The organism is Bacteroides muris (ex Fokt et al. 2023), assembly GCF_024704895.1.
GTDB lineage: Bacteria > Bacteroidota > Bacteroidia > Bacteroidales > Bacteroidaceae > Bacteroides > Bacteroides muris.
On record NZ_JAMZEE010000010.1, the window covers coordinates 87039 to 109225 of the forward strand.

Consider the following 22187-nt stretch of genomic DNA (forward strand, 5'->3'; position numbering starts at 1 on the left):
TTCTCTTTATATTTGCCCAGGATTTGTTGCATTCTTCAGAAAATAGCCTTCCGGCTTCTGTGGAATTTGCTTCCGGTAGTTCCTGACCGTTTTATCGTCTTTGGTTCCGATGTATATGCGGAAATCGGCCTTAGGGAATTCTCCCGGCATTAGTGAACGGAGCAGGTACAACGTGTTTTCGGTGCTCAGGGAGTTGCCGGACAGCAGTTGGTATTGCAGGGGAATGCTGATGGAGTCATCTTATACATTCTTTATTTTTTAGCAGCCTCTGTACTCTTGGGGTGTCTGGTTGAAGTGAGCTTTAAAACAATGCCTGAAATAGCGTAGCGAGTTGAATCCTGTCTGGTAGGCTATTTCTGTTATTTGTAGTTCCGGACTGCTTTTCAGCAGTTCCGCGGCAAGCTTCAGACGGTTGTTCAAAATAAATTCATTGGGTGTCATGCAGCTTAAAGCTCTTAGTTTGTTGTAGAGTGAACTGCGGCTTACGGCCAATTCTTTGGCCAGCATATTGACATCAAAAGCCGGGTCGGCCAAATGCTTCTTTACTATATCTTCCAGTTTAGTCAGGAATTTGGCGTCAATGGGATTTAAGGCCAATGCCTGTATTTCTGTTTCTGCTGGGATACCGGCAGAGATATCCTTTCCGAATTTCTGTTTCAGAAGCTTCCGGTTGCGTATGATATTGGCTATATGTCCCAGCAGCATTTTGCTATTGAAAGGTTTCTCGATGTAGTCATCAGCGCCGCACTGCAGACCTTCCATTTTTTTGTTGTCGGAAGTCAAGGCTGTCAGCAGTACAACGGGGATATGGCATAGTTCAAAATTGTTTTTGATTTTGGAACACATTTCGATGCCGGACATTTCAGGCATCATGATGTCGCTCAGGATAAGTTCCGGACGTTCTTCCATCGCTTTTTGCAGTCCTTCTTTGCCGTTCATGGCGATGGATACCCGGTATAGCGGTGATAATAAATAAGTTAGTGTCTGCAATAGCTCTTCGTTGTCTTCCACTACTAATATGCAATCTTTGTCTGTGGGATTCTCTTGCGTTCCGGATTCTTCTTCTGTCTTTTCCATACAGTTTTCCTTCCCGGTGTTTTCTTCGTAAGGGACGGCATAGTCATAACCGGATGTTTCTTGGGTGGTAAACGTTACATAGTTGTCTTCTTGGAAGAGATTGTCTTTGGGTAAAGTAACGGTGAAGATGGTTCCGTATTGAAGGGCGCTTTGTACGCTGATTTTACCATGGTGGAGTGCCACCACTCCCTTTGACAGGGCCAGCCCTATGCCGCTGCCCGGAGAAGAGACAGCGGTATCTACTTGATAGAAACGGTCGAAAATGTATGGTAGCGCTTCTTGTGGAATGCCTTCACCCGTATCTATTACTTTGATTTCGACTGTTGTTTCCTTTTCGTGAATCTGCAACTCTATCTTACCTTTTTCAGGAGTATGCTTGAAGGCGTTTGACAGTAGGTTGGAGAATACTTTTCTCAGTTGTCGTCCGTCGCACCAGCACATCAGACTTTCTGTATCTGTCTGAAAATCAAAATGTATGTTCTGCAGCAGTGCTTGGTCGGTAAAGTCCAGATGGATTTGCTTTAGATAAGCTACAATGTCAAGCTGGCATACGTGTAGTTGCAACTTGCCTCGTTCCATTTTTCTGAAGTCAAGCAATTCGGATATCAGTTCCCTGAACTGAAAGGTATTTTTATAGATTTTCTGCAGGCGCGCCCGTAAGAACGGGGAATGGTTGCCGGACTGTAGCAGGGCTTCTATTTGTGAAATAATCAATGTCAAAGGGGTACGGAACTCATGTGAGATGTTGGCAAAGAATTGGAGTTTGGCCTGTATGAGCTCTTCATTTTTTTCTTTTTCAAGCTTTTCCTGTGCCAGCGAGGCGCGCAGCTGCATTCTGGTTTGCCAGTTGCTCAAGAGGATATAGACCATGGCTGCTATGATGCTTATATAGATAAGGTATGCCAGCCAGGTGGCCCACCAAGGAGAGTGGACCACAATGGATAATTCGATGGAGTGTACGTCGTCAAGTGAACCTTGCTGCTTTTCGCGTACGACAAGTTTGTATTTGCCTGGATTTAAATTGGTATATACAATCGTGTGGTTATAACTGGTACTCCACTCTTTGCTGAAACCTTCCAGCCGATATTCGTAGATTTTTCTGTCGGTGTTGTTTATATAGCTGTTGGAGGCAACAGTGATTAAAATGTTGTTTTCATTGTATTTTAGGTTTATCCGGTTGGCAAAAGGCAGCGCAGTGTCCAATATGTGGTTGGGCGTTTCGCATGAAATTAATCTGTCATTGACCGTCAAGGATGAAAAATACAGGTTGTATTGAGGTGATGGCGTAAGGAGGGAGGTGTTCATGAAGGAGGTCATGCCCGAAGCGCCTCCGACAAATGTTTCTCCATTACGGCAGACCAATAAACCGCATCCGTCGTTGATTGCTGATAAATGCAATTGGCTCTCGGCATCAATCATCCTCATTTCCAGGGTCTCGGGATGATAGATGAGCAAGCCCTTTTCATTGGAAATGGCTAGATAGCCGTGTGGAGTTACTGACAGGTTATAGCAGTAGTGGATATTGGAAACGGTGCACTGTTCAAAACAGTTTTCCCTGGAATTGAACTTATACAGGCCTGTGCCGTAGGTTCCCAAGTATAGAGTACCGTCGGGATATTCCGCCATTTCCAATACCTGAAATTTTCCTAAACCTTTTTCTCCATACTTATAGATGTATTTTTCCTTGGGGTTTTGCATATTGATTCTAACAATTTGCTTATGTTGGGCAATCCAGATGTTTTTTTTTGAATCAATCAGGAAAGAAGATCCTTCTCCGTGCGTTTCTTGAATGGATGGATATAGATAGTCGGTAGTTCCGGTCTGCAAGTTTTTTACAAGCATTCCTTTGCTGGAGAGTATGTAAAGGCTGTCTCCCCGCAAGGTTATTTTAGAAAGGGATGTCCCGGCGTCTTCCATATGATATTTTATTTTTCTTGTGGGAATGTCAAAACAAAAAAAGCCTTGTTTATGGGTTCCTACATAGAGACAATCGCGAAGCTTGTCATATTCTATACATTTTAGATTGTTGAAAGATAGTCCTTTAGTTTTAAGTTCTGTAAAATAGTGAGTAAATAGCCTTGTCTTCCTGTTTAAATAATTTAATCCTCCTCCTTCTGTACAAATCCAGATGTCTCCCCTTTTATCTTCTACCATATTGCCTACAAAAAAGAAACTGAGGCAATCTGCTCTGTTAGCATTTTCGGAATAATGTCTGAAGAAATCCATTTGGGGATTGAAGTATTGCACACCGCCATAATAGGTTCCTACCCAAATGGTACCCTGCGAGTCTTTATAGAGTGAGAATATGGAGGAGTGTTTCAGGTTGCCGGGTTGCGTATCCTTTTTATAATATGACACGTTTCCTGCTGTGTCTATCTTGTTCAAACCATTGAAAGTTCCTATCCAGATGGAGCCTTCATTGTCCTCTACAAAGCACCGTACATCATTGTTGGACAATGCAAAATCCTTCTCTATGACAAATTTCTGGCTGATTCCGTTTTCTATCTTGTACATGCCTTGACGGAATGCCGCTACCCACATCCTGCCTTTTGTATCCCTATAAAGTGAATGGACATTGACTTCGGCAATGACACATACCGTCGTGGGGCTGGCTAGGTTGTCTATACGGTATAGCCCGCTTGAAGTACCGAGCCATAGACAATCGTTGGTATCTGAATAAAGGCTGGTTATATATTGGTTTGGTTTGAGACGATAGACAAAGGAGAACTGTTCTTTGACCGGATTCCACTTAAAGACGGAATCTTGTGTTGCTGCCCACACGGTATGGCCTTGTACATGGAGGCAGTTGACTTTCCGTTGCAAAGGGGAGAACTGCTCTTTGTGAAGGTCATAATGGAAGAGTACATTGTCTGAAGTAAAGAAGATATTTCCTTGTTTGTCACTTACAAGATTGTGGATTTCATTCCCCAAAAAAAATCTAGTGGGCTCTGGCGATGGTTTATAGACAGTCATAGAGTTGCCGTCATAGCAGCCTAGTCCTTCTAAAGTACCAAACCACATTCTCCCTAATTCATCCTGGCAAATGGACATCACTGAAATTTGGGGCAATCCGTCTGTCTTGCCTATATGTTTGAAATAGACATTTCCTTGAAGCATAAGGGACACGACTAGAAACAGGTATAACAGTAAACCTTTTTTCATAACATTAAGGGCATTTTACTTTTAGGTTGAATATTTGAAAGGGCAAAAATAATGTTTTTACGCTGGCGCAAACCATAGCACAAACTGAGTATTGAAAATAAAAAAGACCGCCAAGAGTGGAAGCCTCCTAACAGTCTAAATCTTCTTTGTAGCGGGACCCGGGATTGAACCGGGGACCTCATGATTATGAATCATGCGCTCTAACCAGCTGAGCTATCCCGCCATTATTTCTCGATTGCGGGTGCAAAGATATAGCTTTTATTTAAATTGCCAAAACTTTTATGGATATTTTCTGCTTTTTCTTTTGATGATATAGTACTGAAGTGGTTGGTAGTGCTTTTTGTTGAAAGCATTTGTGTCACATTGTCAATGAATTAGAGGCGTGTGAAAAGGAAGATATAAATAATTTTGATGATTTATATTCTGTAATTAGAAAAAAGTATTTATCTTGGCGGGCGCAATAAAAAGAAGAATAGACTATGGAAAGAAAGAAAATACATTTGGAATATCTCTTGAATGCAACTTCTAAAAGTATTCTTTGGGCAGCGATAAGTACTCCTACAGGTTTAGAGGGTTGGTTTGCTGATAGGGTTCAGTCAGACGATAGAATAGTGACCTTTTTTTGGGGAAAAACAGAAAAACGTGATGCCGAGATTATTGCCGTGCGGGCGTATTCATTCATTCGCTTTCGTTGGCTGGATGATGGGAACGGGCGTGAATACTTTGAACTGAAAATGACAAACAATGAACTGACCAATGATTTCGTGTTGGAAATAACAGATTTTGCTGATGCGAATGAAGTGGGGGATTTGCGTGAATTATGGGAATCACAAGTGGATACTTTGCGAAGAACTTGTGGTTTTTAGTTAACTTTAGATTAAAAATTTCCCGTACTCCCTTTTTTGTACTACTTTTGTGCTCTCATTGCATGAAACGAGTAAAATGCTGCGCATAAAAAAGTTAGATATATTTGTTCTGAAGAGCTTTTGCATGCTCTTTATGGGTACTTTTTTCATCTGCCTCTTCATCTTTATGATGCAGTTTTTATGGAGGTATGTGGATGAAATGGTAGGAAAAGGATTGGAGATGACTGTCCTTGCACAGTTTTTCTTTTATTCTGCGCTTTCGTTGGTACCTGCGTCGTTGCCGCTGGCTATTCTGCTGGCTGCCCTTATCACCTTTGGAAATTTCGGAGAACGTTTTGAATTGCTTGCCATGAAGGCGGCCGGTATTTCTTTGTTGAAAATCGTGCGGCCACTGATTATCTTTATTTGCTTCATTTGTTGTGTCTCTTTCTATTTCCAAAATGTCGTAGGGCCAAAAGCCCAAACAAAATTATGGACTTTGCTTATTTCCATGAAGCAGAAATCTCCCGAAGTGGATATTCCTGAAGGTGTGTTCTACGATGAAATAGATGGTTATAATCTGTATGTGAAGCATAAGAACCGCAAAACTGGTATGCTGTATGACGTACTGATATATAATTTTGAGAAAGGTTTTGAGAATGCTCAAGTTATCAAGTCTGATTCGGGACGTCTGGAGATGACGGCTGACAAACAGCATTTATATTTGCATTTATACAATGGTGAGCAGTTTGAGAATCTGAAATCGCAGAATATGAACCAAAGGAATGTGCCTTACCGGCGTGAGACATTCCGCGAAAAACATGCAATCATTGAGTTTGATTCGGATTTCAATATGGTGGATGCAGGCATCATGAGTAATCAGTCCAACAGTAAGGATATGAGAATGCTGCAGGCAGACATTGACTCCATGAAATTGCAGAATGACAGTGTGGGGCGTAGTTATTATAAAGAAGCTATGGCAGGAACTTATAAGGTAACAGCCAGCTTGTCTAAAGAGGATACATTGAAGATTGAAAAGGCTTATTTAGGTGAGTATAATGTAGACAGCCTCTACAATGTGGCTACTTTGATGCAGAAACAGAAGGTTATATCCACAGCCGTTAGCCGTGCAGAGAGTGCGGGGAGTGACTGGAGTTTTAAGAGCTTTAATATATCGCAGACCGAAAGCAGTCTTCGACGACACATGACTTCTTGGCATGAGAAACTGACTCTTTCTCTGGCATGTCTCATCTTCTTCTTTATTGGTGCACCACTCGGAGGAATTATCCGTAAAGGAGGCTTGGGAATGCCGGTGGTGGTTTCTGTATTGATTTTTATTATCTATTACATCATTAACAATACAGGGTATAAAATGGCCCGTGACGGACAGTGGGTGGTCTGGATGGGTATGTGGACCAGTACTGCTGTCTTAGCCCCATTGGGTGCATTCCTGACATATAAATCCAACAATGATTCAGTGGTATTGAATGCCGATGCCTATATAAATTGGTTCAAGAAGGTTGTGGGCATTCGTAGCGTACGGCATCTGTTCCGTAAGGAAGTTATCATTCACGACCCTGACTATGCACGCATTCCGGAAGAATTGAAGGCTTTGTCAGCCGACTGCCGTGAATATGCCGATAAGAAAGGTCTGAAACGTGCTCCAAATTATTTTAGATTGTGGATGACTGATAACCAGGATGAGGCAATGGAGGGTATTAACGAACGTCTGGAAAACCTGATAGATGAATTGTCTAACACAAAGTCTGTCACTCTGTTGACTGCACTGAACACTTATCCAGTCATTCCGGTCCGTGCGCATGTCCGCCCGTTCCGCAATTATTGGCCGAACCTGCTTTGCGGAGTTGTTCTCCCGATAGGCTTGTTCTTTTATTTCCGTATATGGGCATTCCGTATCCGTTTGAATAAGGATATGGAGCGGATTATCAAGACGAATGAAGATGTGATTGGAATCATAGAAAGAGATCAGAATAAATAAAAACAAAATAGATTATGGAAAATGTAAAGTTGAATACGATAGAAGAGGCCATTGAAGACTTCAAAGCCGGTGAATTTGTGATTGTTGTGGATGATGAGGACCGTGAGAATGAGGGTGATTTGATAATTGCAGCTGAAAAGATTACACCGGAGAAAGTAAACTTTATGTTGAAACATGCCCGTGGCGTACTCTGTGCACCTGTTACCGTTTCGCGTTGCCGTGAGTTGGATTTACCGCATCAGGTATCGGATAACACTTCTGTACTGGGTACTCCTTTCACAGTGACCATTGACAAGCTGGAAGGTTGTAGTACAGGTGTTTCTGCGGCAGATCGTGCTGCTACTATCCAGGCGTTGGCCAATCCGGCTTCTACTCCGGCAACTTTCGGACGTCCCGGTCACATTAATCCGTTGTATGCCCAGGAGAAAGGTGTGTTGCGTCGTGCAGGACATACGGAAGCGACTATTGATATGGCTCGTCTGGCCGGGCTTTATCCGGCCGGTGCTCTTATGGAGATAATGAATGACGACGGGACAATGGCACGCTTGCCCGAGTTGCGACGGATGGCGGATGAATTTGGATTGAAGTTGATTTCTATCCGTGACCTGATTGCCTACCGTTTGAAGCAGGAATCTATTGTGGAAAAAGGTGTGGAAGTAGACATGCCTACAGACCACGGTCATTTCCGTTTGATTCCTTTCTGTCAGAAATCGAACGGCTTGGAACATGTTGCCTTGTTTAAAGGTACGTGGGAACAGGATGAACCGATTCTGGTACGTGTACACTCTTCGTGTGCAACGGGAGATATTTTTGGTTCCAAGCGTTGCGATTGCGGCGAGCAGTTGCATAAGGCAATGGAAATGATAGAGAAAGCAGGTAAGGGAGTAATCGTGTATCTGAATCAGGAAGGTCGCGGCATTGGCTTGATGGAAAAAATGAAAGCCTATAAATTGCAGGAAGAAGGCATGGATACTGTAGAAGCTAATATTTGCTTGGGACATCTGGTGGATGAACGTGATTATGGTGTAGGTGCCCAGATTCTTCGTGAGATAGGGGTACACAAAATGCGGCTGATGACCAATAATCCCGTGAAACGCGTGGGCTTGGAGGCTTACGGTTTGGAAATAACGGAGAACGTTGCTATCGAGATTACTCCGAATCCATACAACGAGCGTTACCTCCGTACCAAGAAGGAACGTATGGGACATACACTCCATTTCAATAAGTAACTGTCTTTTTGTTTTCTTATATCAAAGAAAATCGCTTATTTTGCAACCGGATTTGCGTAACAATCATTAAATAGTAACAAAATGAATCAATTATCAGATCGTTTAAACAGTTTGTCGCCTTCTGCGACACTGGCTATGTCTCAAAAGAGCGCAGAGCTGAAGGCTCAAGGCGTAGACGTAATTAACCTGAGTGTGGGAGAACCGGATTTCAATACTCCCGACCACATTAAAGAGGCTGCGAAAAAGGCGATAGACGATAACTTTTCTCGCTATTCTCCGGTGCCGGGTTATCCTGCCTTGCGTGATGCAATTGTAGAGAAGTTGAAGAAGGAAAACGGTCTGGAATATACCGCCGCACAAATTTCTTGCGCCAATGGTGCCAAGCAGTCGGTTTGCAATGCAATTCTGGTATTGGTGAATCCGGGTGACGAAGTAATTGTACCTGCTCCCTATTGGGTCAGTTATCCGGAAATGGTAAAATTGGCCGAGGGTACACCGGTTATCGTACCAGCAGGTATCGACCAGGACTTTAAGATAACACCTGCACAGCTGGAGGCTGCCATCAGCCCGAAGACAAAGGTGCTGATTCTTTGTTCTCCTTCTAATCCTACGGGTTCGGTGTACAGCAAGGAGGAGTTGGCAGGCCTGACCGCGGTATTGGCAAAGTATCCTCAGGTTGTTGTGATTGCTGATGAGATTTACGAACACATCAATTATATCGGTGAGCATCAGAGTATAGCGCAATTTCCCGAAATGAAAGAGCGTACGGTCATTGTGAATGGTGTTTCCAAAGCATATGCAATGACCGGTTGGCGTATCGGTTTCATTGCAGGTCCGGAATGGCTTGTGAAGGCTTGCAATAAATTGCAGGGACAGTATACTTCCGGTCCTTGTTCTGTATCTCAGAAGGCTGCTGAGGCTGCTTATACGGGTACACAAGCTCCGGTGGAAAAAATGCGTAAGGCTTTCGAGCGTCGTCGTGATTTGATTGTAACGTTGGCTAAGGAAGTTCCTGGTTTTGAGGTGAATGTACCGGAAGGCGCTTTCTATCTGTTCCCTAAATGTGATTCATTCTTTGGCAAATCTGCTGGTGAACGTAAAATCAATGATTCGGATGATTTGGCCATGTATCTGTTGGAAGTAGCTCATGTGGCTTGTGTAGGTGGTGCCTCTTTCGGAGCTCCCGAATGCATTCGGATGAGTTATGCAACCAGCGATGAAAATATAGTTGAAGCTATTCGTCGTATAAAAGAAGCACTGGCTGAATTGAAGTGATTGTACAACCAAAAGTTAATATGTTGCACTACATTTTACTTATTTCTTGCAGATATAATATTAATATGTCGTTTACGCAATACTAAAAGACAAGAGAAGTCATTCGGCTTCTCTTGTCTTTTTATATTCGGATGGAAGATATCCGAACTCTTCTTTAAAGAATTTGGCGAACTGTTTAGGAGATAAGCCTACTTGATAAGCGATTTGAGAGATACTTTGCTGGCTATCTTCTAAGAGTTTTCTGCCTCTTTTAAGCCGTAATATTCTCATGAATTCTAATGGGGATTTGCCAGTAATCTGTATCAGCTTCTTGTACAGACCGCTACGACTCATTCCTATTTGACCGCTTAACTCTTCTACAGAAAATTTAGAGTTGTCCATGTTGCCTTCTACAATCTGGATTGCTTTTTCTATGAGCTGTTCATCAAGGGAACTAATGGTTATCTCGGATGGAGAAATATCAATCGTCTTGAATTTTTCATGAGAATTTTGTGTCCACATTAGCAGCTTTCGGATGCGCAATAAGAGTATATCCAGATTGAACGGCTTTGTGATGTATTCGTCGGCACCTTCCTTTAGACCGCTGAGAATATGCTCTTCTGCCGTGCGGGCTGTAAGCAGAATGATTGGAATATGAGAGTAGTGTATGTCTGTCTTGACTTTGTGACATAGTTCCATTCCGTCCATTATAGGCATCATTACATCGCTAATGATTATTTGAATTTGTTGTTGGGAGAGGATGCTAAGAGCTTTTTTGCCATTAGGAGCATCGAATACGGCATAATTCTCCTTTAGACAGCTGATAAGGAATTCCCGGAAATCATCGTTGTCTTCCACCACCAATAGAGAAATCTTTTCGTTGCTTGACGGTATTAGGGACTCTTGTTGAGTACTTTCTTCAGCCTTTGCTAAAGGAGCGTTTTCAGCAGTGGGAGGTGTTTTTGATATTCGGGTAATGGGAAGGAGGAAAGTAAAGATAGAGCCAGCTGGTTGGTTGTTTTCCACCTTTATTTCACCTCCATGCAAGGCTACATATTCTTTCACGATATGTAGCCCAATGCCGCTTCCCATATAAGTGGTTGCCTTGTGTTGCTCTTGAAAGAAGCGGTCGAATATTCTTTCTTTATTCTCATCTTTGATACCGATGCCGGTGTCGGCTATTCGAATGCATGCCCGTTCACCTTTGTCCGTCAAGATTTTGTCTACGGTGACGATGATACTTCCATTCTCACAATTGTATTTGATGGCGTTGGACAGTAGATTGAACATGATACGTTGCATTTTGTTACAGTCGAAATCCATCTCTATTTTTGGGGAATTTATGCATATCTGTAGAGAAATTCCCTTCTTTTGTGACAAGGCTTTGAATCCTTTGCATGTCTCTGCGATGAAATTTGGTAGGTCTCCGTATGATGGGGAGAATGTTGTCTTCTGTTGGTCTAATTTACGGAAATCCAATAGTTGGTTCACTTCGTCAAGCAAGGTGGTGGCATTGCGATGTATCAAGCTCAAGTCTTCTTTGAAGGCTTGGGCTCTTTCGGAGTGAAGCAGCTTTTCTATAGGTGTGATAATCAGCGATAGAGGAGTACGCAAATCATGACTGACATTTGTAAAGAAGCGCATTTTAGCTTCGTCCATTTCATGTTGTTTGGCGATTTCCAGTTCTCGTTTTTGTTGTTGCAGGATACGTTGGTGTTTGTGGAGCATTCTCCTCAATAGTAAAACGATACTTGCTACCAGCAGTATGAAGTAAATGATGTAAGCCGTGGCTGACAGATAGAAAGGGGGCGTTATCCGGATGATGAGGGTGGAGATGGGGGCTTTGTTGCTGATAGGCTCGTTTACTTTCACTTGCAGATTGTAAATACCTGGCGATAGCTTGTTGAAGTAGATGCGATTTCCTTCCAGTTTTCTGTTGGTCTAATTTACGGAAATCCAATAGTTGGTTCACTTCGTCAAGCAAGGTGGTGGCATTGCGATGTATCAAGCTCAAGTCTTCTTTGAAGGCTTGGGCTCTTTCGGAGTGAAGCAGCTTTTCTATAGGTGTGATAATCAGCGATAGAGGAGTACGCAAATCATGACTGACATTTGTAAAGAAGCGCATTTTAGCTTCGTCCATTTCATGTTGTTTGGCGATTTCCAGTTCTCGTTTTTGTTGTTGCAGGATACGTTGGTGTTTGTGGAGCATTCTCCTCAATAGTAAAACGATACTTGCTACCAGCAGTATGAAGTAAATGATGTAAGCCGTGGCTGACAGATAGAAAGGGGGCGTTATCCGGATGATGAGGGTGGAGATGGGGGCTTTGTTGCTGATAGGCTCGTTTACTTTCACTTGCAGATTGTAAATACCTGGCGATAGCTTGTTGAAGTAGATGCGATTTCCTTCCAGTTTTATCCATTCTTCTTTGGTTCCCATTCGGTAGGCATACTGGAGCTTGTGTTGTGCTCCATAATCCATGGCGGACACTTCCAATGCAAAATTATTGTCCGAATACTTCATGGTGATTTTATCGAGTAGCTGAATGTTTTTGTCAAGTAGCATTCTTCCATCTTGTGTGAGGCTACCTACATTTATCCGTTGATTGGCTAAGTAGAGTCCTGTGAAGATTACTTTGTGATTGTTTGAACGGATTTTCTTCAGTTCGGGACATATCTTCAAATATTCTCCGGTGCCTCCCATTAGGATGTGACCTTTTCGGTTGCAATGGATGGAGTAATTGTTGAAGGCGATATCACCGATGCCGTCTTCTTCAAAATAGGGATAGCAATAGTGTAGAAATGAACTTGTAGGAGGGGCGTTCACTGTGATGATGTGGGTGATTCCTCGGTCTGTTGTCAGCCAGGTGTTTTTGTTGAGGTCTTCTGTAATGCCTCGGATGTAGGAGTGGGATATGCCGTCATCGTTAGTAAGGTGTGTCACTTTTCCCTCTTTATTTTCGTAGATATAAATTCCGTTTCGCGTCCCAATCCATAACAATCCCCGATAGTCTTGATACAAACAGTTGACGTGTATCTTGTTTAGAGGGTGCTTATCCTCTTTTCTCCCGGTTATTTGTGTAAGCTGTTTAGTTGGAACATCCATTTTGTATAGTCCGGTACTTGTTCCGATATATAGTGTGGTATGGTCATTTGAACGGAATAAATCCGTGATGCTGTTGGTCTGTAGGCATGAGTTTTCTTTGGTATAGGAGGTGAATATCCCTTTGGAATCCATACAATATATTCCGTTCATGAAGGTTCCCATCCATAGATTCCCTTCTTCGTCTTCGGTGATATGCCGGACGTAGTTGATGGGACTTTCATCTGCCTTCTTCGCTGGATATGGGATGGAATGGAAAATTCCGTTTTCTTCATAAAATACACCGTTGCCATAGCTGCCGAACCACATTCTTCCTTTGGAGTCGAGATAGGAACCAATAATAAGGTTTGACGGGATGTTGCTGTTGTCAGTGGTGAACAGTCGGTAAGTCTTGTCCCTTTTGTCGTAGCGTGCTAACCCTTTCCCATCGAAGCCTAACCATAAATATCCTTTGGCATCTTCCTGAATGCAGCTGATGTCCTCTTGCACTGGTGTGCGACATATTTCAAAAGAAATATGGTCCAAGCAGGTAAAGGCAACCCCTTGTTTGCTGGTACCTATCCACATGATATCCTGACTGTCTTTATAGAAACAGTTGATGTGGTTGCTGGGCAGGGAGAAAGGATTATCACCGTCTCTATGGATAGAGGTGAATTTGTCGAGTCGGCTGTTAAGGATATATATTCCCTTGCTGTTGAAGCCTATCCATATATTTCCTTTTCCGTCATCTATGACAGATTTGGCGAAGTCATTTTCTAACATCTTTTTCCCGGAAAAGTGTATCCATTGTTTACTGTTGGTATCATAACATTGGATGTTGAAACCATAGATTGTGTAGACCCATAGTCTAAATTGAGTATCCATATACATGCGGTATTCTCCCGACGGGGAGAAAGCCGCTTGGCATTCTTTCCGGATAGTTTTCGTTTCCAAATTTATTTGTGCTATCTCTCCGTCATCAAATTGAATGTAGAAATGTGACAGTTTAGCTGCGACTGATAGTGGTTTTTTGCCAATCAGCGGTATTTCGTGGAGAAACTTCTCCTTATATATATAGTAATAGAGACGCTTGTTGGTGGCACACCATAGGTTATGCTCATCGTCTACGCAGAGCATTTCTACGTTTCCCTCTATGCCCAATGGACTTAGTTGACTGTGGATATTATTGTCAATCTTGTCAAGTTCTCGGTTGTAGAAAAAGTAGTGTTGGGGTGTCTTCAGCCAGATAATACCGGATGCATCTTCGGCAATGGTGTTGATGCAGTTATTGTAAGTACCTAACTGGGTGGTGGTATATCTTTTGCATTGGTAACCGTCGTAACGGTTCAGGCCGTTGAGAGTGGCAAACCACATAAATCCATATTGGTCACGTAGTATGGATTGTACATAATTGTCCGATATTCCCGATTTCACATCAAATGTACGGAAACTTAATTGAGCATTGGCTTGTATGGCGCAGACCGCCAAATAGAGTAAGGTTATCAAAAGGTTCCTCATTAGTAGAATATTGAATGTTTTTCTGTTCACAAAGATAGACATTTTCATGGCTATAGAGGAGTATATGGACTTCCCTTTTGAATAAAAAGACTTCCGATTTGGTTACATACACAAATAGGACAGCCCGATATTCAAATGGGAAGTATATTTATTGGGCAGTGACTCTACTTTTGCAGACGAAAAGGTTGAAGCCTATTCATACAAGTATTTCTTAGATAACAAGTGGCAGGTATAGAGCGGTGTACCTGCCCTTGTTTGAAAAAACGTATGAAGAATTTTGATAATGGCCTTTGATAATGGATTTAAAAACTAAAAACAAAAACATGAAAAGCATTTCTAAAAAAAATCTTTGGATTGGAGGAACCTGTATGGCTCTTCTCTTAGTTGGGGTGCCGCCAATACGGGTCGTTGCAAGTCCGGTAATGGAAGTTGTGCAGCAAAACAAGAAGATAACAGGTACTGTTGTTAATCAGAATGGTGAGCCGGTGATAGGAGCCAATGTCTTGCAAAAGGGTGCGGCAAATGGTGTAATCACTGATTTGGACGGTCGGTTTGCAATAGATTGTCCGGCTGGTGCATCATTGACAGTTTCTTTTATCGGTTATCTGTCGCAAAACGTGAAGGCTGTTTCTGGTATGAAGATTATCTTGAAAGAAGACAGCCAAACTTTGGATGAAGTAGTGGTGGTAGGTTATGGCTTTGTGAAGAAGAGCGACCTTACCGGATCGGTGGCACAAATGAAAAGCGAAGAGTTATTGAAGAACTCCCCAGTGAGCTTGGAAAAAGGTTTGCAAGGGCGGTTGACTGGTGTGAATGTGGTGTCCAATGATGGTGCACCTGGTGGTGGAATCAGCATTCAGATTCGTGGAACGAACTCTTTCCAAGGCTCTACGGAGCCTTTGTACGTAATTGATGGAGTACCTGTGTCCGATAGCAATGATGATACCATCAATTTTGATTCAAGTTCGCCTAATTACAGCAATGCACTTTCTTCATTGAATCCCAATGATATCGCTTCCATTGAGATTCTGAAAGATGCTTCGGCTACTGCCATTTATGGTTCACGCGGTGCTAATGGCGTAGTTCTGATTACCACGAAAAGTGGCAGTGGACTGAGTGTAAAAGACCGAGTCTCGCTGTCTTATAAGTTAACAAGTAGCCATGTTGCCAAAAAGATAAAAGTAATGGGAGCCAAGGATTATGCTGAATACAGAAATCTCTCTTACGTCAATACGCAGGAAGTTTCCAACTTTGAGTGGGAACAGACTAATCTCCCTTTTCCAGGGGTGACCAATAGTGAGGGTACTTATCTGAAGGGACCAGATGATTATGACAACGACCCTTACTATTGGCAGAATCAGATTTTCAAATCAGGTATGACACATGATCTGAATTTGAACATTTCCGGTCAGTCTAAAGGGGGAGACTACTCTGTAAGCGGAGGTTATCTGAACCAAGAGGGCATCATAAGGGAATCTGACTACTCCCGCTATACATTGAAAGCTAATCTGAACAGACAGGTGGAGCCGTGGCTCAAGTTTGGAACATCCGTGTCGGGCACATTTGCCAATTCTAATGTATTGAAGACAGCGACCAATAACCAAAATAACGGTACGGAGGGAGTGATACGTTCGGCTCTTACCTATCCGGCTTCGCAGACGCAAGATGATTTAGATAATGAATACAGCATGGTTGCAGTACCAACTCGTTATATTGATGCGCTGAACGAGAACCGGAATATGACATTCAGAACATCGAATTATTTGAATATAGCATTGGCGGATGGTTTGATTTTTAGAACTGTAATAGGGTATAACTACACACGTAATGATGCAAATAAATATTGGCCAAGCTATTTGGCAGAAGGAAAAGGCATTGGAGGAAAATCTAATGCTGGTGATAATTGGCGTACTTCTCTATTGTTTGATAATTTGTTGATGTATAATAAAACTTTTAATCAAAAGCACAATCTTAGTGCAACGATAGGTACTTCATGGGAAGAATCAAGCTTTTATAATAAGAAAATCACTGTGCAGGGATTTGGAACAGACGACACAGAAGGATGGCTTTTGCAGGATGCAGGTACAATGAGTTCGGTTTCTTCCAATAAGGGAGATTCTCAGTTGTTTTCTCTCATCGGTCGTTTAGCCTATAACTATGCTGGTAAATATTATCTTACCTTTACGGCACGTAATGATGCTTCGAGTAAGTTTGCTAAAGGAAAACGGGCGGCATTCTTTCCATCTGTTGGAGTGTCTTACCGCTTGTCCGAAGAAAAATTTATGAAAGGATTATCCGGTGTGCTGAGCAATGTGAAATTGCGTTATAGCTACGGTGCTTCTGGCAATCAAGCCATTGCCTCTTATCAAACATTTGCTATTATGGCAGCTGCCAACTATCCTTTCGGTTCGAATATTGAAAACGGTTATGCTACCAATACTTATAATCCTGGTAATAAGGACTTGACTTGGGAAACGACTTGGCAGCATGACTTGGGATTGGAGTTGATGTTTTTTAAGCGAGTGTCTTTGGAACTGGATTATTATTACAAGAAGACAACTGATTTATTGCAATACAAACAGACTCCTTCCAGTACCGGTATAGAACAAATTCTGTCCAACAGTGGTTCTGTCATAAATAAGGGTTTTGAAGCCAATATGAAAGTTTTTGCCATTCAAGGGAAAGATTTCTCATTGTCATTCGGAGGGAATATATCGTTTAATAAGAATGAAATTTGCGATTTCGGTAAGGAACCGATGTTTCCTAATTCCATCTACAACAGTATGCGTCCTTATGCTCTTGCCGATGGGCATCCTATTGGAGTTTTCTATGGCTGGGTACACGATGGAATCTGGCAGTCGAAAGAGGAGGTTGTCAACAGCCATCAGTTCAAAACCCAATATCCTGACTATAAAGTCGACGGTTCGGATGCAGCTGCAGAAGAAATTATACGTCGTGACTGGGTAGGGGAAGTTAAGTATAAGGATTTGGACGATGACGGTTTTATCACTGATAAAGACCAGAATTGGATAGGTGATGCCAATCCGGATTTCTACTATGGCTTCAATCTTGACCTAAACTGGAAGAATCTTGATTTTAGCATCTTATTTCAGGGAGTACAAGGAAATGACATCTTCAACATGAACTCACTTCGCTTTTATGACATAGGTACTACGCAGAACAAGCCTTATTATGTCTATGAGCAGTCTTGGAGCGTTAACCCTGAGACTGCGGTGGCACCCAAGAATTTCTATTATACGGGAAGGGACATCCGCTTCTCCAGACTGTATTTGGATGATGGTTCTTACTTGAAACTTCGTTCTTTGTCTATAGGTTATACTGTAAAGAATCCGTTGCCGCACATCAACAGTATCCGGCTCAGTGCCACGGGAAATAATTTGCTGACCTTTACCAACTATAAAGGATATGACCCGGAAGTAAATTCTTTTGGTTCTACACCTTCGTTGAGGGGTATTGATTCTGGTGCTTATCCTCAGCAGCGTAGCTTTACATTCGGTCTTAATGTAGTTTTCTAATTATAAAAATGAAATTGAAGTATGAAAAAGGTACAAATAATTATAATGACAATTCTTGCGGCTGTTTTTGCTGCAAGCTGTTCTTTGGATGAACATCCTTACTCCATTACCTCTGAGCAGTTGGCTCAAAGCGAGAAAGGGGCTGAACAGTTGGTAACTGGAATCTATGCCATTTTTTGGGATAACTGGTGTATGGAGCAGACCTACGAGGCATGGACAGACCAAGATCATGACCACTGTGCTGCACCAGGCTGGGTGCTCAGTTCAGCCGGTAGTGGAGATATTACTGGGCATTATTCCTACAATACCAACAATGATTTGTGGAGTGTCTTTTATAGAATGATAAATCGAGCCAATAAAGCAAAGGAGTCGCTTGAAAGTAGCACAGCCTATACGGAGCAATCAGTTGTTAGGCAGCTTTATGGAGAGACACTTTTCCTTAGGGCATTTGCCTACTTTCATTTGGTGAGAATGTATGGAGCTGTGCCTTTGAGACTGACGTCTGCAACGGAGCTTAACTGCCCGCGCTCTTCCGTAGAAGATGTCTATGGGCAAGTTACAGAAGACTTGGAAACAGCCCTTGAATGTATGTACTACAATTCAGAAGGAAATGTTGGCGCATGGGGACATGCGGATAAAACAGCCGCAGCTTTATTGTTGGCGCGGGTATACTGTACAATGGGGTCTGCTGCACTTTCCAACAAAGGGGTGGGAATGATAGTGGACATTAAAGGTGAACAGAAAAGGTTCAATTGTGCTGGTGTAGAAGGTGCTGCCAATATCGATGCCGAACAGTGCTATAGCAGAGCAAAGGAATTGTGTGATATGGTGATTGCCCGAAGGGGAACGGATTATGATCTCGCTACGGACTATCTGAATCTTTGGGGAAGCAATAATCGTAGAAATAAAGAATTTGTATGGGGCGCATCTGCCAACGGAGGCGATACTGATTTCAATAACAGCTATCTGCACTATTATCACAATCCGGCTCCTTATGGAGGTGCTGGCGCCTGGATATATATGGCTCCCAATTTGTACGAACAATATGATGAAACCGATGACCGTATCGTTCATGGAGTGTGGCATTATTATCAGACGGCTTATAATGGTACTGCGAAGTGGGTTTCTTTCCCGTCCAGCTCTGATGTGTATAATGCTGATAATCTTCCAGAAAATCTGAAGGCTTTTCGTCCGGATTTTAATAGTTCCTATAAATATGGCGTTGCTTGCCTTACCAAACATTATAATGGTGATATAGCCAATCCTTCGTTCTTTTCAGCACGACAGGCCACGGCGCAAAATCAGGATGTCATACTGATTCGTTTTGCTGAAGCTTATCTACTTCGTGCTGAGGCCGAAGTGGAATTGGGCAATGTTCAGGCGGCTATGGAAGATGTAGATGTAATCAGAAAGCGAGCCAAAGCCGAAACATTGTACGCAGGTAAGGTGACAGACCAAGTGGAAGCCCGCAGTATGGTGCTGAAAGAGCGTGGACTGGAATTCTGTCAGGAATTCAATCGAAAATTTGACTTGCTGCGCTGGGGATTATATTTAGATGTGATGAATGAAACGCAATCTATTGTTTGTGGTAATGCCAACCGTTCTACTGTCCGTTCAAAGAAGAATTTGCTTTATGCTATTCCTGCTGCTGAAGTGGCGGAAAACAAATTGTTAGGTGGGAATAATTATGGCTACTGATTACTTAACAAAAGGTATTGATATGAAAAAGTTTTATTTGATATTGTCTTTCTTGTTGATTTTCTTGAGTTCTTTTGCTCAGAAAATCTCATATAGGGAGCTGCGGGATATACCCTATTCTTCTTCTAAAGATAACTATGCACAAGAGCGTTGCAAACTGGATATCTACTATCCCGAGAATAAAAAAAATTGTCCGACTGTTGTTTGGTTCCACGGAGGAGGCCTGACAAGTGGCAGTAAGTCTATCCCTGGAAAATTGAAGAATGCCGGTATGGTGGTAGTGGCAGTCAACTATCGTTTGCTGCCCAATGTTTCGATTGATACTTGTTTGGACGATGCTGCGACAGCCGTGGCATGGACTTTCCGGGAAGTAGAGAAGTACGGTGGGAGTCAGAAGAAAATCTTTGTTTCGGGACATTCGGCAGGCGGATATCTGACTGCCATGATTGGTTTGGACAAGAAATGGTTGGGAAAATGCCAAGTAGATGCCGATTCCATAGCAGGACTGATTCCTTTTAGTGGACAGGTAATCAGCCATTTTTCTTATCGGAAGATGAATGGCATAGACAATCTGCAACCCACTATTGATGAGTATGCGCCTCTATTTCATGTACGTAAGGATGCTTCTCCCTTGGTGCTTATTACCGGTGACCGCAACTTGGAACTTTTTGGGCGATACGAAGAGAATGCTTATATGTGGCGAATGATGAAGTTGGTCGGTCATGCAGAAACCTACCTTTATGAGATAGGCGGTCATGGACATGGACCGATGGGAGAACCAGCATTCTACATTCTGCGGCAGCATATCAAAAGGATATTGGGGCAGTCTCAAGATTGTTTGTAGGACATCTGTCATGCTATTACGAACTGTTCGTTTCTAAAAAAAGGTTCTTCCGAGAGGTGCGTACCAAAGAAAACATCAAGGCTGCACTTCTGGGGCTACTCCGGCAGCGCTTTCAGCTAAAGGGCAGGAACTCGCTACGCTCAAATAGCCTGCCCTTCTTCACGCTGAAATCACTGCCTCCGCTTGACGCCCCGAGACCATGCGGATGGGATGCAAACGCTCACACTGCGCAGCTTTCGGGCATAGGCGTAGGTGCGTGAACTCCGATGCTGTCAGACGCAGGTAAGGGGCGATTGTCTGAGCGGAGCGAGTTCGAGCCCCGTCTGCGGCGGCAGTATCGGAGTAGCACCAAAGATTCAGCCCAGGGCCTTTCTTTTTGATACTTTTTCTTTCGGACAAGCGAAAGAAAAAGTATAAGATAAATTCCCATTTATTAAAAAATACTTAAGTTTCGTTCTGCAATATTCTTAATGGAAACCAATTTGAGCGTTTTCTCTACCGAATCGAATATCATTTTTTCAGTAAGTTTTAGGTCTCATCTCCTTCATCTTTTTGAGTATTCCCCCTATCCATCGGATTTTCCGGTGAAAGCTGTTTGAACGAAAAGGCCGATAAGGTAAGGATGCTGAAGCTAAGGTTGGCAGTTGTAAACCTCAACTTGACGGATGCCGAAGTGATATTGGTATAACTTGTTGCATCTATAGATGCAACAAATAGTAATAAAGGTTTCACCGGAAAACCTGATGGATAGGGGGATGCGCAAACTAACTCCTGATAACTTCCCAAAAAATCCCCTACGCATTCCCCGGAAGACCCTAAACAAAAAGAGGCTGTATCATATTGATGCAACCTCTTTGATTTCTTAAAGCGGGATTGTATTATTCTCCCGGATGAATTGCTTCAGAAGGACAAACATCTGCACAAGTACCACACTCTGTGCAAGTCTCGGGGTCGATATGATAGATATCACCTTCAGAGATAGCGCCAACCGGACACTCGTCGATACAAGTTCCGCAAGCAATACAATCATCACTAATTACGTAAGCCATTTTCTTTTAGATTTAAATTATTATTAGTACTAATTCGTTCGACAAAAATAGTGGTTTTCTTTATTAGTTGCTATCAATCTTGATTAAAAAACGTATAATTTGTATATCGTCTAAATAAGAATTCAAGAAAGCGGCATAGTATACCGCAGAGACTGAAAAATGTTTGTTTTTGAACTTTTTGTAAATGGATTGTTTTGATATTATAGGATTTAGCTGGGACTTAAACCGGTTTTCAGCTTTTAAGAAAGAGTAGGATAGGTAAAAGTAATCACTGCGATTTCTCTTTCTTCGGCATTTTCGGTTTGACAGATACCTTTGAAAGCTTTTGTCGATAAATCAATCTGAGTGGCAAGGGAGGCAGACCTGTCAGTTCAAAAGCCTTGTTCAAGTAACTGATTCCTTCCTGATATAGATTTCCAATTTTGGGATACCGGCTGGAGAAGCAAGATATATACGTAGCAGGTTCTCTTATTCAACTTTTCAAAACGTTGGAAAATATTGGCTTGCTTGTCTTTGGGAATGCGGCAACCGGTATCTGTTACCGTGAATAGTACGGTGTTGTCCGTTTCTTTTTCCTGCTTTAGTACAATGTTGCCTTGCGGGGTGAATTTGGTAGCATTTATCAGTAGTTTAATCTGGATTTGCTGTAGGCGTGACCGTCAGCCTCTGTCTCAATAGCTCCATATAACCATTTTTGTTCTCAAAATGCTTGTTTGCCTCTTTTGTTTATTGCCTGCGAAAATAAATATAATACTTCGTTAAAATTACAGTTAATCCGTTGAAAACAAATGAGTTAGTAAATAATATTTAGTATAATAAGATAGGCCAAGTGGCTGATTTTCATTATCTTTAATGGTATCCTACCACACATTAAAGCAATGAACAAAACAGCACTTG

The 22187-nt window shown here is 42.3% G+C and carries 10 protein-coding genes, 1 tRNA gene and 2 pseudogenes; 8 read left to right on the plus strand and 5 right to left on the minus strand.

The window, feature by feature from the left end; all coding sequences use genetic code 11:
- Nucleotides 1-258: 258 nt before the first annotated feature.
- Nucleotides 259-4239: a two-component regulator propeller domain-containing protein gene (locus M1B78_RS05985; protein ID WP_257940173.1), complete on the minus strand. Its 3981-nt coding sequence runs from the start codon at nucleotides 4237-4239 to the stop codon at nucleotides 259-261.
- 149 nt (nucleotides 4240-4388) lie between these two features.
- Nucleotides 4389-4462: transfer RNA gene (locus tag M1B78_RS05990), tRNA-Met, on the minus strand.
- 256 nt (nucleotides 4463-4718) lie between these two features.
- Here M1B78_RS05990 and M1B78_RS05995 point away from each other — a divergent pair.
- From M1B78_RS05995 to M1B78_RS06010, 4 genes are all read left to right on the plus strand, one after another.
- Nucleotides 4719-5105 (plus strand): START-like domain-containing protein, encoded by a 387-nt coding sequence (locus tag M1B78_RS05995; RefSeq protein ID WP_136009705.1) that lies wholly within the window; start codon nucleotides 4719-4721, stop codon nucleotides 5103-5105.
- A gap of 76 nt (nucleotides 5106-5181) precedes the next feature.
- Nucleotides 5182-7083, plus strand: coding sequence for an LptF/LptG family permease (locus M1B78_RS06000; RefSeq protein WP_136009706.1), 1902 nt, complete (start codon nucleotides 5182-5184; stop codon nucleotides 7081-7083).
- Between the two features lie 14 nt (nucleotides 7084-7097).
- Nucleotides 7098-8312 (plus strand): bifunctional 3,4-dihydroxy-2-butanone-4-phosphate synthase/GTP cyclohydrolase II, encoded by a 1215-nt coding sequence (locus M1B78_RS06005; protein WP_257931022.1) that lies wholly within the window; start codon nucleotides 7098-7100, stop codon nucleotides 8310-8312.
- 81 nt (nucleotides 8313-8393) lie between these two features.
- Nucleotides 8394-9587: a pyridoxal phosphate-dependent aminotransferase gene (locus M1B78_RS06010; protein ID WP_257940174.1), complete on the plus strand. Its 1194-nt coding sequence runs from the start codon at nucleotides 8394-8396 to the stop codon at nucleotides 9585-9587.
- A 99-nt stretch (nucleotides 9588-9686) separates the two neighbouring features.
- Here M1B78_RS06010 and M1B78_RS18855 read toward each other — a convergent pair.
- A pseudogene (locus tag M1B78_RS18855) lies at nucleotides 9687-14043 on the minus strand (two-component regulator propeller domain-containing protein).
- A gap of 542 nt (nucleotides 14044-14585) precedes the next feature.
- Here M1B78_RS18855 and M1B78_RS06025 point away from each other — a divergent pair.
- From M1B78_RS06025 to M1B78_RS06040, 4 genes are read left to right on the plus strand one after another with little or no spacing between them, the layout of a single operon-like run.
- A complete protein-coding gene (locus M1B78_RS06025; protein WP_257940176.1) occupies nucleotides 14586-17699 on the plus strand; it encodes a SusC/RagA family TonB-linked outer membrane protein in 3114 nt (1037 codons plus the stop codon).
- Nucleotides 17700-17720: 21 nt separating this feature from the next.
- Nucleotides 17721-19397 (plus strand): RagB/SusD family nutrient uptake outer membrane protein, encoded by a 1677-nt coding sequence (locus M1B78_RS06030; RefSeq protein ID WP_257940177.1) that lies wholly within the window; start codon nucleotides 17721-17723, stop codon nucleotides 19395-19397.
- A 22-nt stretch (nucleotides 19398-19419) separates the two neighbouring features.
- Nucleotides 19420-20241: an alpha/beta hydrolase gene (locus M1B78_RS06035; RefSeq protein ID WP_257940178.1), complete on the plus strand. Its 822-nt coding sequence runs from the start codon at nucleotides 19420-19422 to the stop codon at nucleotides 20239-20241.
- A gap of 56 nt (nucleotides 20242-20297) precedes the next feature.
- Entirely contained in the window at nucleotides 20298-20501 is a 204-nt protein-coding gene (locus tag M1B78_RS06040) for a hypothetical protein (protein WP_257940179.1), read from the plus strand.
- Nucleotides 20502-21119: 618 nt separating this feature from the next.
- Here the strand turns inward: M1B78_RS06040 and M1B78_RS06045 are convergent.
- Nucleotides 21120-21290 carry a DUF362 domain-containing protein gene (locus M1B78_RS06045; protein WP_005834872.1) on the minus strand — a complete coding sequence of 57 codons (171 nt, stop codon included), beginning with the start codon at nucleotides 21288-21290 and terminating at the stop codon, nucleotides 21120-21122.
- A 467-nt stretch (nucleotides 21291-21757) separates the two neighbouring features.
- Nucleotides 21758-21946, minus strand: a pseudogene (locus tag M1B78_RS06050) (ATP-binding protein); the annotation flags it as partial.
- Between the last annotated feature and the right edge of the window lie 241 nt (nucleotides 21947-22187).

What these genes read in the sequence shown, in the direction of transcription:
- M1B78_RS06030 (WP_257940177.1), top strand. Translation starts at nt 17,721, where the DNA reads ATGAAAAAGGTACAAATAATTATAATGACAATTCTTGCGGCTGTTTTT.
- M1B78_RS06025 (WP_257940176.1), top strand. Translation starts at nt 14,586, where the DNA reads ATGGAAGTTGTGCAGCAAAACAAGAAGATAACAGGTACTGTTGTTAAT.
- M1B78_RS05995 (WP_136009705.1), top strand. Translation starts at nt 4,719, where the DNA reads ATGGAAAGAAAGAAAATACATTTGGAATATCTCTTGAATGCAACTTCT.
- M1B78_RS06010 (WP_257940174.1), top strand. Translation starts at nt 8,394, where the DNA reads ATGAATCAATTATCAGATCGTTTAAACAGTTTGTCGCCTTCTGCGACA.
- M1B78_RS06005 (WP_257931022.1), top strand. Translation starts at nt 7,098, where the DNA reads ATGGAAAATGTAAAGTTGAATACGATAGAAGAGGCCATTGAAGACTTC.
- M1B78_RS06045 (WP_005834872.1), bottom strand. Translation starts at nt 21,290, where the DNA reads ATGGCTTACGTAATTAGTGATGATTGTATTGCTTGCGGAACTTGTATC.
- M1B78_RS05985 (WP_257940173.1), bottom strand. Translation starts at nt 4,239, where the DNA reads ATGAAAAAAGGTTTACTGTTATACCTGTTTCTAGTCGTGTCCCTTATG.
- M1B78_RS06000 (WP_136009706.1), top strand. Translation starts at nt 5,182, where the DNA reads ATGCTGCGCATAAAAAAGTTAGATATATTTGTTCTGAAGAGCTTTTGC.
- M1B78_RS06035 (WP_257940178.1), top strand. Translation starts at nt 19,420, where the DNA reads ATGAAAAAGTTTTATTTGATATTGTCTTTCTTGTTGATTTTCTTGAGT.